Below are 14,900 nucleotides of genomic sequence, written 5' to 3'. Positions count from 1 at the left end.
CGATGAGCGTAAGCCTTCCCTACAGCGAGACGGTCCGAATCAACCAGATCGGGGCCGGACTGAGCCGTCGGCTGGAGCCGGACTCGGATACCCGCAAGCGAATCGCGCGCGCCCTGGACCTCCAGGGGCTGGAGGACTTCGTCGTCGAGATCGAGGTCAAGCCGACCCCGTCGACCAGCGAATGGACGATGAAGGGCCGCGTCTCGGCCCATGCGGTCCAGACCTGCGGCCTGACGCTGGAGCCACTGCCGGTCGATGTGGACCGCCGATTCTCGATCCAGCTGGTCGAGGCCGCGCCGCAGGAGACCGATGAGATCGAGGTCACGATGGACGAGGAAGACGCCGACCTGATCGAGGACGGCAAGATCGACCTGGGCCAGTACGCCGTCGAGCAATTGGTCCTGTCGCTGGATCCGTTCCCGCGCAAGCCGGGCGCGGAGTTCATGCAACCGGAAGAACCCGCCGAAATCTCGCCCTTCGCCGCCCTGAAGGCGCTGAAGCCGCAGGACGACCAAGGCTGAGGTTGACGTTAGGGCCGGGTGGTTGCATCCCCCGGCTTGGGCGCTATCGTCCAGCGCCCTATATCAAGCGTCGCGCGACAAGACGACGCGGCTATTCGAGGTCCATTTGCCAGCCCCAGTTACGATCTCGCTCGACGCCATGGGCGGCGATCACGGCCCTTCCGTCGTCGTTCCCGGCATCCGCAGCTATATCCGCACCCATGGCGGGGAGGGGGTTCGCTTCCTTCTGCACGGAGACGAAGCCCAGATTCGTCCTGAGTTGGCGCGCGCCGACCTTTCGGACGCTGTCGCCGAAATCCGCCACACTGACAAAGTCGTGGCCATGGACGAGAAGCCCGCCCAGGCCATGCGTCGGGGCAAGGGCTCCAGCCTGTGGAACGCCGTCGAGGCGGTGAAGACGGGCGAGGCCGGCGGCGTCGTATCGGCCGGAAACACCGGCGCCCTGATGGCGATCTCCAAACTGATTCTGCGCATGTCGGCGCCGGGGCTGGAGCGGCCGGCCATCGTGGCCAGCTGGCCCACCTTCAAGGGCCATACGGCGGTGCTGGACGTCGGCGCCAATATCGGCAGCGACGCCGAGCAGCTGATCGAGTTCGCCATCATGGGCGAGGCCTTCCAGTCGGCGGTGCGCGGCATCTCCCGGCCGACCATCGGCCTGCTGAACGTCGGTTCGGAAGACATGAAGGGCAACGAACAGGTCAAGGAAGCGCACGCCATCCTGCGCGACGGGCCGTTCGACCTGAATTATCACGGCTTCGTCGAAGGCGACGACATCGCCAAGGGCACGGTGGACGTGGTCGTGACCGACGGCTTCACCGGCAATATCGCCCTGAAGACGGCCGAGGGCACGGCGCGCTACATCTCGGCCCTGCTGCGCGAGGCCCTGACCTCGAACCTGCAGTCCAAGCTGGGCGCCGCCATCGCCATGCCCGCCTTGAAGAAGATGCGCGAGAAGATCGATCCCAGCACCATCAACGGCGGCCCCCTGCTGGGGCTGAACGGGATTGTGGTGAAGAGCCACGGCGGCGCGGACGCCAAGGGCTTCGGCAACGCCATCCGTATCGCGGTCGAGCTGGCCCGCAGCGACTATATGACCAAGGTGGGCGCCAATCTGGGCAAGCTGGACGCCGTGTTCGACCATTCCAACACGCCCGTCGCCCCCGCCGGAGAATCCCTTCAGTGAGCGTCACCCGCAGCGCCGTGACCGGCGTAGGCTCCTATCTGCCGGAGCAGATCGTCACCAACGCCGACCTGGCCAAGTTCGTCGACACCTCCGACGAATGGATCCAGGAACGCACCGGCATCAAACAACGCCACAAGGCGCGCGACGACCAGCCGACCAGCGACCTGGCGGTTGAGGCCGCCAAGAAGGCCCTGGCCGACGCCGGCAAGACGGCGGCGGATGTGGATCTGATCATCGTGGCCACGACCACGCCCGACATGACCTTCCCGGCCGTCGCCTCGATCGTTCAGCACAAGCTGGGCGCCGGCGTGGGTATCGCCTTCGACGTCCAGGCCGTTTGCTCGGGCTTCGTCTACGCCTTGAGCGTCGCCGACGGTTTCGTGGCCCGCGGCCTGTCGAAATGCGCCTTGGTGATCGGGGCCGAGGAAATGACGCGGCTGATGGACTGGACCGACCGGACCACCTGCGTCCTGTTCGGAGACGGCGCCGGCGCCGTGGTGCTGGAGCCGCGCGAAGGGCAGGGGACCTCGGCCGATCAGGGGATGCTGGGCTTCGCTCTGCGCGCCGACGGGTCGAAGACCGATCTGCTCTATGTCGACGGCGGTCCGGCGACGACCGGGACCGTGGGCCATCTGCGCATGGCCGGGAACCAGGTGTTCCGTCATGCCGTGGTGAACATCGCCGAAGGAATCACCGCCGCCTGCGCCGCCGCCGACATCGAGATTGCGGACGTCGACTGGTTCGTGCCGCATCAGGCCAATCAGCGGATCATCAAGGGCGTCGGCGACCGGCTGGGTCTGGACGAGAACAAGGTGATCTCGACCGTGGCGATGCACGCCAACACCTCGGCCGCCTCCATCCCCCTGGCGCTGGATGCGGCGATCCAGGACGGACGGATCAAGAAGGGCGACATGGTCCTGCTGGAGGCCATGGGAGGCGGCCTGACCTGGGGCGCCTGCGCGCTGCGCCTCTAAGTCCGGTAGAGGCATTGATTTTTCGGAGACTTTGCGTCCCTATACGCCCAGCCTACCGCTACCAGACGGGGATATGATGTCAGGCCTACAGACCGTAACGCGCGCCGACCTTTGCGAAGCCGTGCATGAAGAGGTCGGCCTGTCCCGGCAGGAGTGTTCGGCCCTGGTCGAGCGCACCCTGGAACTGATCGTGGAATCCCTGGAACAGGGCGATACGGTCAAGCTGTCGGGCTTCGGCGTGTTTCAGGTTCGGGAGAAGCGCGCCCGGATGGGCCGCAATCCGAAGACCGGCGAGCCGGCGGCGATCAATCCGCGCCGGGTCATCAGTTTCCGCGCCTCTCAGATCATGAAGAGCCGGGTTCACGACGCCGTCGTCGAGGCCTGAGACCCTTGGCCAAGAGCCCAGACGCCTTCCGCACCATTTCCGAGGCGGCCGAGGAAGTCGGGGCGCCGCAGCATGTGCTGCGCTTCTGGGAAACCAAGTTCAGTTTCGTGGTCCCCGTGAAACGGGCCGGGGGGCGCCGGTTCTATCGACCGCAGGACATAGCGGTGCTGACGGCCGTGCGGCGGCTGCTGCACGAGGACGGCTTGACGATTCGCGGGGTTCAGCGCCTGCACAAGGAGCAGGGGCTGAAGAAGCTGGTCGGCGCCGAGGCGGCGGCCCTGATCGAGGATGGCGAGACGTTCGCCGCCATCGCGACGCCAGTCCCGGCGCGCCCCGTCTCGATGTCGCACGCCGGGCGCGCCGAACATGCGGACTTGCAGGGTGTTCTGGCCGATCTGGAGCAGGCGAAGGCGCGTCTGGACGCCGTGCTTTCGCGGTCGGTGGAAAAGTCGTTTTAGCGTTTGCGGTCAACGGTCGCCCCGTCTATAGGGAGCGCCTTCGGAGCGTGGCGCAGCCTGGTAGCGCACTTGACTGGGGGTCAAGGGGTCGCAGGTTCGAATCCTGTCGCTCCGACCATTTCCTCTAAGGAAACGGTTGGTGAGAGGGGCCGCTTTCGGGCGGCCCCTTTGCAATTCGGGTCGCTGCCGGGCCCGCCGTCCAAGCCTCGCGCCCCGCATCATTCCAGGCCGACCCCAGTCGGCGCAGCTGTCGATGAGAGCCGTTGTCGCGGCGGATGAAATGACAGGGCGTGAGCGCCCTTGCGTGCCGAGCCTCCTGCGAGATGCTATCAGGGTGAACGGCAGGGACATTGTCGCCGCAACCAACAGGGATTTCCTTGATTTGATCGGACAATATGGATGGTCGACGTCTCTGGCGGCGGCCTTCGAGCCCCATGAGCGTGCGGGCCACACGCCGGGCCGCATCATTCTCCACCAGCGGGACGGTTACGTCGTCGCGACCGACAACGGAGAAATACGCGCCAAGGTTTCCGGACGGCTACGTCATGAGGCGGGGGAAATCGGGCATCCGGCGGTCGGGGACTGGGTCGCCCTTTCGTTCGGCGCGCAGGAGCGCACGGCCACGATCCACGCCTTCCTGCCGCGCCGCACGGCCTTCGTCCGCAGGGCGGCCGACAGTATGCGGAAACTGCAGATCCTGGCCGCAAACGTCGATGTGGCCTTTATCGTCACCTCCCTGAACGGTGATCTCAACCTGCGCCGGATCCAGCGGTATCTGGCGGCGGCCTGGGAAAGCGGCGCCCGGCCTGTCGTGGTGCTGACGAAATCGGACCTGTGCGCCGATCCGGAGGACCAGGCGGCCAGCGTCGCCGCCCTGGAGCCGGGCTGTCCTGTGTTGATGGTCTCGGCCCGCCAAGGCGTGGGCCTCGACGCCTTGCTCGCCCAGGTGGGGAGGGGGGAGACCTGCGTGCTGATCGGCTCGTCCGGCGTCGGCAAGTCCACCCTGGTCAACGCCTTCCTGAACGAAGACCGGATGGCCACCCAGGCGATCCGCGAGACCGACGATCAGGGGCGGCACACGACCAGCCACCGCGAGCTCATCCTGCTTCCCGGCGGCCGGTTGATCCTGGACACGCCAGGTATTCGCGAAGTCGGTTTGATCGACGCCGAAGAGGGCGTGAGCGCCGTATTCGAGGATGTCGAAAGTCTTCTCCAGGCCTGCCGTTTCACCAACTGCAGTCACGCCAACGAGCCGGGCTGCGCCGTAAAAGCCGCCGTGCAGAGCGGAGCGCTCGATCCCGCCCGGTGGGCGCACTACCAGAAATTGACGCTCGAAGCGGCTGCCGCACAGCACGAACAGGAGCGGGCGGCGAAGGCTGTTGAGCGCCGCCGGCTCGGTGCGCTCCAGAAGGCGTACCGCGCTACGAAGAGGAACGACCGGGGCGCTGCCGACTGATCGAACGGAGCGTTGGTCGAGTCCCACTTTAAGACAGGGTGGTCGGACGAATTATGGCCTTTCCCGCAGGCAATCAGTCTAGTCGGGAGATTCAAACCTGAGAGAGTTCAAAAATGCCCGCGTACACAATCGTGACCACCAGTGCGACCCAGGGCGGCGACACCGCCGAGGTCAACACGCTGACGGACGACTTCGCCAATGACAGCGAGGCGCTGGGCTACGCACGTCGGATGGCCGATGAGATGATCGACATGGCTCATCAGCTGCTGCTCGATTTCGACTACAGCAATGTCGGCGTCTATGACGGCGATCTGATCGACGAGGACATCACGCCCGATCACGCCGCGCTGATCGGCGTGTGGGTGCTCGACGAAGACGGTTCTGCCTTGGTGTCCGCAGAAGAGTTCCGCGAGGGCGCGACCGAGGTCGAGCCTTCCTGACCGCCTGGCGCCGTAATGTATATTTCTCATAATATATCTTAGGCGCATACTGTGTTCGACCAAAGTCTCCCTGACGCTTCCCGCGCGACGATGCCAACGTCCCTGCAATGCGCAGCGTATGCGGCGTGAAACGGTCGGAAAGACCTGATAGCTGGGAGGCTAACGCAAATGACGGACAGCGCCATTGGTGCGCCGGTCGATGATGAATATGTGGTCGGCAAGAACGACAAGCTGGTGATCCTGGCGTCGTCGGTCGGCACTGTCATCGAGTGGTATGATTTCTATCTGTACGGGTCGCTCGCCGCGATCATCACCGTGCAGTTCTTCTCCGGCGTGAATGAGACGACCGGCTATATCTTCGCCCTGATGGCCTTCGCCGCCGGTTTCGCGGTGCGGCCGTTCGGCGCGATCGTCTTCGGGCGCCTGGGCGATCTGTGGGGCCGCAAGAACACCTTCCTGGTCACCATGCTGCTGATGGGCCTCTCGACCTTCGTGGTCGGTCTTCTGCCGCCCTACGCCGCCATCGGCATCGCGGCGCCCATCATCCTGGTGCTGATGCGCCTGATCCAGGGCCTGGCCCTGGGCGGCGAGTACGGCGGCGCCGCCACCTATGTCGCCGAGCATGCGCCGCACGGCAAACGCGGCTTCTACACCTCCTTCATCCAGATCACGGCGACCGCCGGCCTGGTGCTCAGCCTGGTGGTCATCCTGGGCGTTCGCGTCGCTGTGGGTGAAGAAGCCTTTGCGGAATGGGGCTGGCGGATTCCGTTCCTGGTCTCGATCCTGCTGCTGGCCGTGTCGCTGTGGATCCGCCTGAAGCTGTCCGAGAGCCCTTCGTTCAAGCGGATGAAGGCCGAGGGCAAGGGCTCCAAGACCCCGCTGAAGGACTCGTTCGGCAAATGGCCCAATCTGAAGCTGGTGCTGATCGCCCTGCTGGGCCTGACCGCCGGCCAGGCCGTGATCTGGTACACGGGCCAGTTCTACGCCCTGTTCTTCCTGGAACGGGTGATGAAGCTGGACGCCACCCTGGTCTATGTGATGCTGACCATCGCTCTGGTCGCGGCCTCGCCCTTCTTCATCTTCTGGGGCTGGCTGTCGGACAAGGTGGGGCGCAAGCCGGTCATCCTGGCCGGGTGCCTGATCGCCGCCCTCACCTATTTCCCGCTGTTCAACGCCCTGACCCAGGCCGCCAATCCGCGCCTGGCCGCCGCCGCCGCCTCGGCGCCGGTCGTGGTCTATGCCGATCCGGCGGACTGCAACGTCCAGTTCGACCCCATCGGCAAGACGGTGTTCAACCAGTCCTGCGACGTGGCCAAGTCGCATCTGGCCAAGGCCGGCGTCACCTACACCAATGTCGCGGCGCCTGCCGGGACGGTGGCCGAGGTTCGCATCGGTGATCAGTCGGTCGTCCAGAGCTTCCGCGGCGACGCCATGACCCCGGCGGACTTCGCGGCTCAGAAGAAGACCTGGGACAAGGGCCTGAGCGAGGCCCTGACCGCCGCCGGCTATCCGGCCAAGGCGGACAGCGCCCTGGTCAACAAGCCGATGGTGGTGCTGATCCTGTTCATCCTCGGCTTCTATGTGACCATGGTCTACGGACCGATCGCGGCGGCCCTGGTCGAGATGTTCCCGACCAACATCCGCTACACCTCCATGTCCCTGCCCTATCATATCGGCAACGGCTGGTTCGGCGGCTTCCTGCCGACGACGGCCTTCGCCATCGTGGCGGCGACCGGAAACATCTACTCCGGCCTCTGGTATCCGATCATCGTGGCGCTGGCGACGGTCGTGCTGGGCTTCCTGCTGGTCAAGGAAGGCAAGGACGTCGATCTGAACGCCTGATCCTGCTTTCGGGCGTGATGAGGGGCGGGCTGTCTTCGGACAGCCCGCCCTTTCATTTGCCTGAACGCCCTTGTGAAACCCACCCTGCCCGGTTCACATCCCGCTCATGTTCAGCCTGGTGATCCTCGGCCTCGTGGCCGGCTATATGGCGATCCTGTTCGCCGTCGCCTGGTGGCAGGAGCGGCCTGCGGCGCAGGCGCGGGGCCGCTCGCTCGCGCCCTGGGTCTACGCCCTGTCGCTGGCCATCTACTGCACGTCCTGGACCTATTATGGGGCGGTCGGCACCGCTGCCCGCGACGGGTGGGAGTATCTGCCCATCTATATCGGACCCGTGATCGGTCTGACCCTGCTCTTCCCCCTATGGCGACGCATAGCCGCCGCCGCCCGGCGCGAGAACGTGGGGTCGATGGCGGACTTCGTGGCGTCGCGCTACGGCAAGAGCCAGACCTTGGGCGCTGCGGTCACCATCGTGGCCATCCTGGGCTCCCTGCCCTATATCGCCCTGCAGCTGAAATCCCTGTCGATGGCTGGCGCCTTGTTGACGGCGGGCACGCCGGTGGCGGGGGGAGAACGGCTGACCGTTCTTGCGCTGGCCGGGGTTCTGGCGGGGTTCGCCATCCTGTTCGGCGCCCGACGCCCGGACCTGACCGAACATAATCGCGGTCTGATCCAGGCCATCGGCCTGGAATCCCTGGTCAAGCTGGGCGCCCTGCTGTTCGTGGCGATCTTCGCCCTGGTCCTGCTGATCCATGACGGATCGACCCCGCGTATCGTCGAGGGACTGGGCGCCCTCGCCTCGCCGCCCGAGATCACGCCGCGCTTCACGGCCATCACCCTGGTCTCGACCCTGGCCATCTTCTGCCTGCCGCGCCAGTTCCACGTCGCCTTCGTCGAGGGCGCCCAGCCGGCGGACGTGAAGAAGGCCCGCTGGATCTTTCCGATCTATCTTCTTCTGACCAGTCTGGCCGTCCTTCCCCTGGTCGCGGCGGGGGCCCTGTTCGCGCCGGCGGCGAACCCAGATCTTCTGGTGCTGGCCCTGCCGTTCGGGCGGGGTGAGTCCTGGTTGACGGCCATCGTGTTCGTCGGCGGCTTCTCTGCCGCCACGGCCATGGTGATCGTCGAGGCCGTGGCCCTGTCGGCCATGGTCTCCAACAGTCTGATCCTGCCCTTCCTGGCCCGCGACCGATGGCGGGTCAGAGGCGACTCGTCGGACATGGCCGGCACGATCCTGCAGGTGCGGCGCGGCGCCATCGTCGCCGTGCTTCTGCTGGCCTGGCTCTATTATCAGGCGACGGACCAGTCTCGCGGGCTGGCCGCAATGGGTCTGGTGTCCTTCGCCGCCATGGCCCAGTTGGCGCCGTCCCTGTTCGGGGCGGTGCTGTGGCGCGGCGGGCATGCCCATGGCGCTCTGGCGGGCATGAGCGTCGGGGTTTTCGTGTGGATCGTCATGCTGGCCCTGCCCCAGTTGGCGCCCGGCGCCCCCTGGCATCTGCATGTCATGATGGGGGTGAAGGATCCGCTGGCTCTGGGCGTCTTCGTCAGCCTGGGGCTGAACCTCGTCGCCTATGTCGGGGTGTCGCGCTTCGCCCAGCCGCGTCTGATCGATCGGGTGCAGGCGCGGGCCTTCGTGGATCGACTGGGGCCGGACTGGCTGGAGTCGAAGCCGTCGCCGTCCGGCGCCTCGGTCGGCGACCTGCGCGCCCTGGTCGCGCGCTTCATCGGCGACGAACGGGCCGAACGGGCCTTCGCCGCCTGGAGCGCGGAGACCGACATTCGGCTTCGCGACGCCGACCCGGCCGACGCCGCCCTCGCCCGCGCCGCCGAACGGATGCTGGCCGGCGCCATCGGCGCGGCCTCGGCGCGGCGGGTCATCGCCGCCGCCCTGGCCGGCGGCGGTCGTGCGCCAGAGGATGTCGTGCGGATGCTGGACGAGGCCTCCCAGGCCGTGCAGTTCAGCCGCGACCTGCTGCAGACCACCCTGGACAATATCGACCAGGGCGTGATTGTGGTGGACGAAGATCTACGTGTAACTGCTTGGAATCGCCGCTATGTCGAGATGTTCGGCCTGCCCGTCGGCTTCGTCCATGTCGGCCTGTCCATCGCCAGCATCTATCGGCTGAACGCCGAGCGCGGCGAGAGCCCGGACGATATCGAGGCCTGGGTGGAGCGCCGGCTGGAGGCCCTGAGCCGGCGTATCCCGCACGACCACGAACGGCGCCAGCCCGACGGCCGGGTCTTGCGGTCCTCCGGCGCCCCCATCCCCGGCGGCGGCTATGTCACCAGCTACACCGACATCACCGCGCTGCGCCGCGCCGCCCGTCAGTTGGAAGAGGCCAACGAAAGGCTGGAAGCCCGTGTCGCCGACCGCACCGCCCGTCTGGACGAAGCCCGGCGCGTGGCGGAGGACGCGACGGCGTCCAAGACCCGTTTCCTGGCCGCCGCCAGCCATGACCTGCTTCAGCCCCTGCACGCCGCCCGCCTGTTCATCGCCGCCCTGAAGGAGGAGCCGGCGGTTTCCGGCCCCGGGGCCGAACCGACCAGCCGCACCCTGGCCGTCAACGCCGACCGCGCCATCGACAGCGCCCACCGCCTGCTGACCGCTCTGCTGAACCTGTCCAAGCTGGAGGCCGGCGGGGTCAAGGCGGCCGTGACCCGCCTGTCGCTGGACGGTCTGTTCGACGAACTGAGACGCGAATATGCTCCCGTGGCCGAGGCCAAGGGGCTGGTTCTGACCCTTGTGCCCAGTCGTCTGTGGGTCTCGTCCGACCGGGATCTGCTGCGGTCCATGCTGCAGAACCTGATCGCCAACGCCATCCGCTATACGGACGCCGGTCGGGTGCTGGTCGGGGCGAGGCGGAGCGGAGACGCCGTGCGCCTGCTGGTCTGCGACACCGGACGCGGCATCCCCGATGCGGAACAGGAGATGGTGTTCGGCGAGTTCGTGCGCCTGCCCGGCGCCCCGGTCGACGAGCCGGGCGCCGGACTGGGTCTGGCCATCGTGCGCCGTTTGTCCAGCCTGCTGGACCATCCGCTGGAGCTGAACTCCCGCTTCGGACGCGGCACCATCTTCCGCATCACCGTGCCACGCAGCCCGCCGGATCGGGTCGTCGAGACCGCGCCCACGCATGAGGTCCGCCTGCTCCTGGCCGGTCTGCGCGTCCTGTGCGTGGACAACGAGCCGGTGATCCTGGATGCGCTGAACGCCCTGCTGACCCGCTGGGGCGCGCGCCCCACCTTGGTCTCTGGGGTCGAGGCGGCCATGGCCGCGCAAGGGCCGTTCGACGCCGCCGTCGTCGATCTGCACCTGGGCGACGGGCCGGACGGATTCGCCGTCATCGACTGGCTGCGGCCGCGCGGGGTGCGCCGGATCGCCCTGGTCACGGCCGACACCCGGGACGGGCTGAACGAAAAGGCCGCCGCCGCCGGGGCCGTGCTGCTGCCCAAGCCGATCAAGCCAGCGACCCTGAAGGCCTTCCTGTCGAGCTAGGAGGGGTCCATCTGTTTGGCCAGGATCACCGCCTGGGTGCGGTTATGGACCCCCAGTTTGCGGAAAACGCTGGTCAGATGCGCCTTGATCGTGGCCTCGGACACGCCCAGGTCGAAGGCGATCTGCTTGTTCAGGCGGCCGGCCTTCAGGCCTTCGAGGATACGCAGCTGCGACGGCGTCAGGCTGGCGACCCGCGCAGGCAGGTCGTCGTCCGCGACGTCCGGCGTCTCCGGCGCCCAGCCGTCGCCGGCCAGGATGGCGGCGATGGCCTCGACCATCTGCGGAAGACTTGCCGACTTGGGAATGAAGCCGGCGGCGCCCAGACCCAGGGCGTGGCGCACGACCGTGGCGTCCTCACTGGCCGAGACGACGGCGACCGGCACGGTCGGATGTTCGGCGCGGATGGCGGCCAGACCGGCCATGCCCTCGCTGTCCGACAGTTTCAGGTCCAGCAGCAGCAGATCGACCCCCCCGATGTTCAGGGCGGTTCGGGCTTCGGCCAGACTGGCGCACTCGTCGATTCGGACCCCTGGCGCGGCTTTGTCGACGGCCGAACGCAGCGCGGCGCGAAACAGCGGGTGATCGTCGGCGACGACGATACGATCCATAAGGCGTCCTTCCCTTGCACGGCATGCTTGTCGGCCGTGTCGTCGACAGCATGGCGTGGTTCGACTTTGGTCGAAACTAGACCAATGGCTAATGGCCGCCTACGGCCCATAAGGAAAAGGTCCACATAGGACGCCCGCATCAGATGGGCGCGGGAGGAACCATGATGATCAAGTCCAGTCTTCTGGGCGGGTGCGTGGCCGCGGCCATGAGTCTCGCGCCCGGCGCCGCCTTCGCCCAGGACGCCCAGGCCGCGCTCGAAGCCCGTATCGCCCAGCTCGAAGCCGAGTTGAACAGCCTCAAGTCCGAAGTCGTCGCCGCCCGCACCCAGCAAGCCGCGCAACAGCAGGACATCATCCGGCTGGAGACCCGCCCTGCCCCGCCGGCCCCGGTGCAGCAGGCCGCCGCGCCCAGCGACGGGTTCCGCATCGGCGACCACACGGTGAAGTTCGGCGGCTTCGTCAAGGTCGACGCCTCGGCCTCGAACTATTCCGGCGGCGATCCGGTCAACGGCGACGCCCTGCGCGAATTCCACATTCCCGGCTCCATTCCCATCGGCGGCGCCGACGAGGACACTGCGACCGACTTCAACGCCCGCCAGACCCGCTTCTGGTTGACGACGGACGGTCTGGTCGGCGGCCACAAGGTCGGCACGCGGCTCGAGATGGACTTCCAGACCCTGCCCGGCACGGCGGACCAGCGCACCACCAGCCCGGCCAACCCGGCCCTGCGCCGCGCCTTCGTCACCATCGACAACTGGCTGATCGGCCAAGAGTGGACCAATTTCCAGAACACCGCCGTCCTGCCGGAATCCGCCGACTTCATCGGCGCGGCCGAGGGCACGGTCTTCGCCCGCCAGGTTCAGGTGCGATACACGCGCGGACCCTTCTCGATCTCGGTCGAGAACCCCGAGACGACCGTCACCCCGTTCAGCGGCGGAGCACGGATCATCGCCGACGACAGCAGTCTTCCGGACTTCACCGCCCGCTACGCCGTGGCGCAGCCGTGGGGGGATCTGCAGTTCGCCGGTCTGTTGCGTCAGCTGAAGTATCAGAACCCGGCGACGGACATCGATTCCACCGCCATGGGCTGGGGCCTGTCCGCCTCGACCAAGATCAAGGTCGGGGCCAAGGATGACCTCCGACTGATGGTGACGGGCGGCGAAGGCATCGGCCGTTATGTGGGGCTGAACTTCTCCAACGACGCGGTGCTGGACGCCTCGGGCGAACTGGATGCGATCGGCGTCGTCGCCGGCTTCGCCGCCTATCGTCACGTCTGGGCGCCCGGCTGGCGCTCCAGCCTGATCTGGTCGGCCCAGAAGGTGGACAACGACACCAGCGTGACCGGTCTGGCCGTCAACCGGTCCGCCCAGAGCATCCACGCCAACTTGATCTGGTCGCCCGTTACGGCGTTTGATGTGGGGGCCGAGCTGATGTTCGCTGATCGCGAAATCGAATCCGGCGCGAGCGGCGACATGACCCGACTGATCCTGTTCGCCAAATACGGATTCTGAAAATGCTGGAGACGTCTCGCGTGCCCGATTCCGAACTCTACCCCGTTCCCGCAGACTTTGCCGCCCGTGCCCACATGGACCGGCAGGCCTATGAGGCGGCGCGGGTTGCGGCGCGCGAGACGCCCGAAGCCTTCTGGTCCGAGCAGGCCCAGCGCCTCGACTGGATCAAGGCGCCGACCAAGATCAAGGACGTCTCCTTCAAGAAGGAAGATTTCCGCATCCGCTGGTTCGAGGACGGCGTCCTGAACGTCGCCGCCAACTGCATCGACCGTCACCTGCCTCATCGCCGGGACGAGACGGCGATCATCTGGGAGGGCGACGATCCGGCGGACAGCCAGCACATCACCTATGGCCGGCTGCACGACGAAGTCTGCCGCATGGCCAATGTGCTGAAGGCGCATGGCGCCAGGAAGGGCGACCGGATCACCATCTATATGCCGATGATCCCCGAGGCCGCCTACGCCATGCTGGCCTGCGCCCGCATCGGGGCGGTCCATTCCGTGGTCTTCGGCGGCTTTTCACCCGACAGCCTGTGCGGCCGGATCGAGGACTGCGGCTCCACCCTGGTCATCACCGCCGACGAGGGCCTGCGGGGCGGCAAGATCGTGCCGCTGAAGGCCAATGTCGATGCGGCCCTGGAGAAGGTGAAGGTCGACACCGTCCTGGTCATCCGCCGCACCGGCGCCGATGTGCCGATGATCGAAGGCCGCGACGTGGACTACGCCGTCGAGGCCGCCAAGGCCGCGACCGACTGCCCGCCCGAGCCGATGAACGCGGAAGATCCGTTGTTTATCCTCTACACCTCAGGTTCCACTGGAAAGCCGAAAGGGGTGTTGCACACCACGGGCGGCTACCTGTTTTGGGCCGCTTGGACCCATGAGCTGACCTTCGACTATCGTCCCGGCGAGGTCTTCTGGTGCACCGCCGACGTGGGCTGGGTCACGGGCCACTCGTATCTGGTCTATGGGCCGCTGGCGAATGCGGCGACCACCCTGATGTTCGAAGGCGTGCCAAACTACCCCGACGCCAGCCGTTTCTGGCAGGTGGTGGACAAGCACAAGGTCGAGGCCTTCTACACCGCCCCCACGGCCCTGCGCGCTCTGATGCGCGAAGGCGACGCGCCCGTGAAGGCGACCTCGCGCAAGTCGCTGCGGGTGCTCGGCACGGTCGGCGAACCGATCAATCCCGAGGCCTGGCGCTGGTATCACGAGGTGGTCGGAGACGGCCGCTGCCCCGTCGTGGACACCTGGTGGCAGACCGAGACGGGCGGGCATCTGATCACCCCCCTGCCCGGCGCTACCGACCTGAAGCCCGGCTCGGCCACCCTGCCCCTGCCTGGCGTCGAACTGCAGATCGTCGATGCGGAGGGCCAGGAGCTGGTCGGCGCCGTCTCGGGCAATCTGTGCATCACCGACAGTTGGCCGGGCCAGATGCGCACCGTCTATGGCGACGACCAGCGCTTCTTCGACACCTATTTCTCGACCTACCCGGGGCGGTATTTCACCGGCGACGGCTGCCGCCGGGATCAGGACGGCTATTACTGGATCACCGGCCGGGTCGACGACGTCATCAATGTCTCGGGCCACCGGATGGGCACGGCCGAGATCGAGAGCGCCCTGGTGCTGCACGACGACGTCGCCGAGGCGGCCGTGGTCGGCTATCCCCACGACATCAAGGGCCAGGGCATCTACGCCTATGTCACCCTGAACAAGGGGGTCGAGGCGACCGAGGATCTGCGCAAGGCCCTGGGGGCCCATGTCCGCCGCGAGATCGGGCCCATCGCCACGCCCGACGTGATCCAGTGGGCCCCCGGCCTGCCCAAGACCCGGTCGGGCAAGATCATGCGCCGCATCCTGCGCAAGATCGCCGAGAACGAGATCGGGGCGCTGGGCGACACCTCGACCCTGGCCGATCCGTCCGTCGTCGAGGATCTGGTGAAGAACCGCGCGGGCTGATCAGGCCGGACTTGTGCGCCGCGCCCGGCGTCGTCAAAACCGGATCAAAGGGGCCGGCCCTGGAGCCGAACGCCTCAGGC

12 protein-coding genes and 1 tRNA gene are annotated in these 14,900 nt (G+C 67.0%); 12 read left to right on the top strand and 1 reads right to left on the bottom strand.

The genetic code is table 11. The annotated features are described in order from the left end of the window. The first annotated feature begins 2 nt into the window (after positions 1 to 2). The 10 genes from GGR11_RS03260 to GGR11_RS03215 all read left to right on the top strand — a co-directional run bounded on the left by GGR11_RS03260 (position 3) and on the right by GGR11_RS03215 (position 10,746). Positions 3 to 521, top strand: coding sequence for a YceD family protein (locus GGR11_RS03260; RefSeq protein WP_183195376.1), 519 nt, complete (start codon positions 3 to 5; stop codon positions 519 to 521). 106 nt (positions 522 to 627) lie between these two features. Beyond that, a complete protein-coding gene (plsX, locus tag GGR11_RS03255) occupies positions 628 to 1,704 on the top strand; it encodes a phosphate acyltransferase PlsX (protein ID WP_183195375.1) in 1,077 nt (358 codons plus the stop codon). Then, on the top strand, positions 1,701 to 2,678 hold the full coding sequence (locus GGR11_RS03250) for a beta-ketoacyl-ACP synthase 3 (RefSeq protein ID WP_183195374.1): 978 nt from the start codon (positions 1,701 to 1,703) through the stop codon (positions 2,676 to 2,678). Before plsX ends, GGR11_RS03250 begins: the two co-directional genes overlap by 4 nt. A 76-nt stretch (positions 2,679 to 2,754) precedes the next feature. Continuing rightward, positions 2,755 to 3,063, top strand: a complete 309-nt coding sequence (locus GGR11_RS03245) for an integration host factor subunit alpha (RefSeq protein WP_035306862.1) — start codon at positions 2,755 to 2,757, stop codon at positions 3,061 to 3,063. Between the two features lie 5 nt (positions 3,064 to 3,068). After that, complete coding sequence (locus tag GGR11_RS03240; RefSeq protein ID WP_183195373.1) at positions 3,069 to 3,521, top strand: MerR family transcriptional regulator; 453 nt, start codon at positions 3,069 to 3,071, stop codon at positions 3,519 to 3,521. 41 nt (positions 3,522 to 3,562) lie between these two features. Beyond that, a tRNA-Pro gene (locus GGR11_RS03235) sits at positions 3,563 to 3,639 on the top strand. A gap of 186 nt (positions 3,640 to 3,825) precedes the next feature. After that, the gene (gene rsgA, locus GGR11_RS03230) at positions 3,826 to 4,977 is read left to right on the top strand and encodes a ribosome small subunit-dependent GTPase A (protein ID WP_343051062.1); all 1,152 of its coding nucleotides are present in this window, start codon (positions 3,826 to 3,828) and stop codon (positions 4,975 to 4,977) included. 113 nt (positions 4,978 to 5,090) lie between these two features. Continuing rightward, positions 5,091 to 5,417: a hypothetical protein gene (locus GGR11_RS03225; protein ID WP_183195372.1), complete on the top strand. Its 327-nt coding sequence runs from the start codon at positions 5,091 to 5,093 to the stop codon at positions 5,415 to 5,417. 168 nt (positions 5,418 to 5,585) lie between these two features. Continuing rightward, positions 5,586 to 7,259 (top strand): MFS transporter, encoded by a 1,674-nt coding sequence (locus GGR11_RS03220; protein WP_008262186.1) that lies wholly within the window; start codon positions 5,586 to 5,588, stop codon positions 7,257 to 7,259. A gap of 106 nt (positions 7,260 to 7,365) precedes the next feature. After that, on the top strand, positions 7,366 to 10,746 hold the full coding sequence (locus GGR11_RS03215; protein WP_183195371.1) for a hybrid sensor histidine kinase/response regulator: 3,381 nt from the start codon (positions 7,366 to 7,368) through the stop codon (positions 10,744 to 10,746). Here GGR11_RS03215 and GGR11_RS03210 read toward each other — a convergent pair. After that, on the bottom strand, positions 10,743 to 11,354 hold the full coding sequence (locus GGR11_RS03210; protein ID WP_183195370.1) for a response regulator transcription factor: 612 nt from the start codon (positions 11,352 to 11,354) through the stop codon (positions 10,743 to 10,745). The genes GGR11_RS03215 and GGR11_RS03210 overlap by 4 nt on opposite strands. Positions 11,355 to 11,515: 161 nt before the next feature. Between GGR11_RS03210 and GGR11_RS03205 the strand changes: the two genes are divergently transcribed. Then, complete coding sequence (locus tag GGR11_RS03205) at positions 11,516 to 12,865, top strand: DcaP family trimeric outer membrane transporter (protein WP_183195369.1); 1,350 nt, start codon at positions 11,516 to 11,518, stop codon at positions 12,863 to 12,865. Between the two features lie 2 nt (positions 12,866 to 12,867). After that, complete coding sequence (gene acs, locus GGR11_RS03200; RefSeq protein WP_183195368.1) at positions 12,868 to 14,820, top strand: acetate--CoA ligase; 1,953 nt, start codon at positions 12,868 to 12,870, stop codon at positions 14,818 to 14,820. Positions 14,821 to 14,900: the final 80 nt, after the last annotated feature.

It is taken from the genome of Brevundimonas mediterranea (genome assembly GCF_014196125.1).
Lineage (GTDB): Bacteria > Pseudomonadota > Alphaproteobacteria > Caulobacterales > Caulobacteraceae > Brevundimonas > Brevundimonas mediterranea.
This window is presented reverse-complemented; position numbering and strand designations above follow the sequence as displayed.

Excerpts from the sequence above, each read along its gene's own strand:
- GGR11_RS03215 (WP_183195371.1), top strand. The coding sequence starts at position 7,366 with ATGTTCAGCCTGGTGATCCTCGGCCTCGTGGCCGGCTATATGGCGATC.
- GGR11_RS03210 (WP_183195370.1), bottom strand. The coding sequence starts at position 11,354 with ATGGATCGTATCGTCGTCGCCGACGATCACCCGCTGTTTCGCGCCGCG.
- GGR11_RS03205 (WP_183195369.1), top strand. The coding sequence starts at position 11,516 with ATGATGATCAAGTCCAGTCTTCTGGGCGGGTGCGTGGCCGCGGCCATG.
- GGR11_RS03260 (WP_183195376.1), top strand. The coding sequence starts at position 3 with ATGAGCGTAAGCCTTCCCTACAGCGAGACGGTCCGAATCAACCAGATC.
- acs (WP_183195368.1), top strand. The coding sequence starts at position 12,868 with ATGCTGGAGACGTCTCGCGTGCCCGATTCCGAACTCTACCCCGTTCCC.
- GGR11_RS03225 (WP_183195372.1), top strand. The coding sequence starts at position 5,091 with ATGCCCGCGTACACAATCGTGACCACCAGTGCGACCCAGGGCGGCGAC.
- GGR11_RS03245 (WP_035306862.1), top strand. The coding sequence starts at position 2,755 with ATGTCAGGCCTACAGACCGTAACGCGCGCCGACCTTTGCGAAGCCGTG.
- GGR11_RS03220 (WP_008262186.1), top strand. The coding sequence starts at position 5,586 with ATGACGGACAGCGCCATTGGTGCGCCGGTCGATGATGAATATGTGGTC.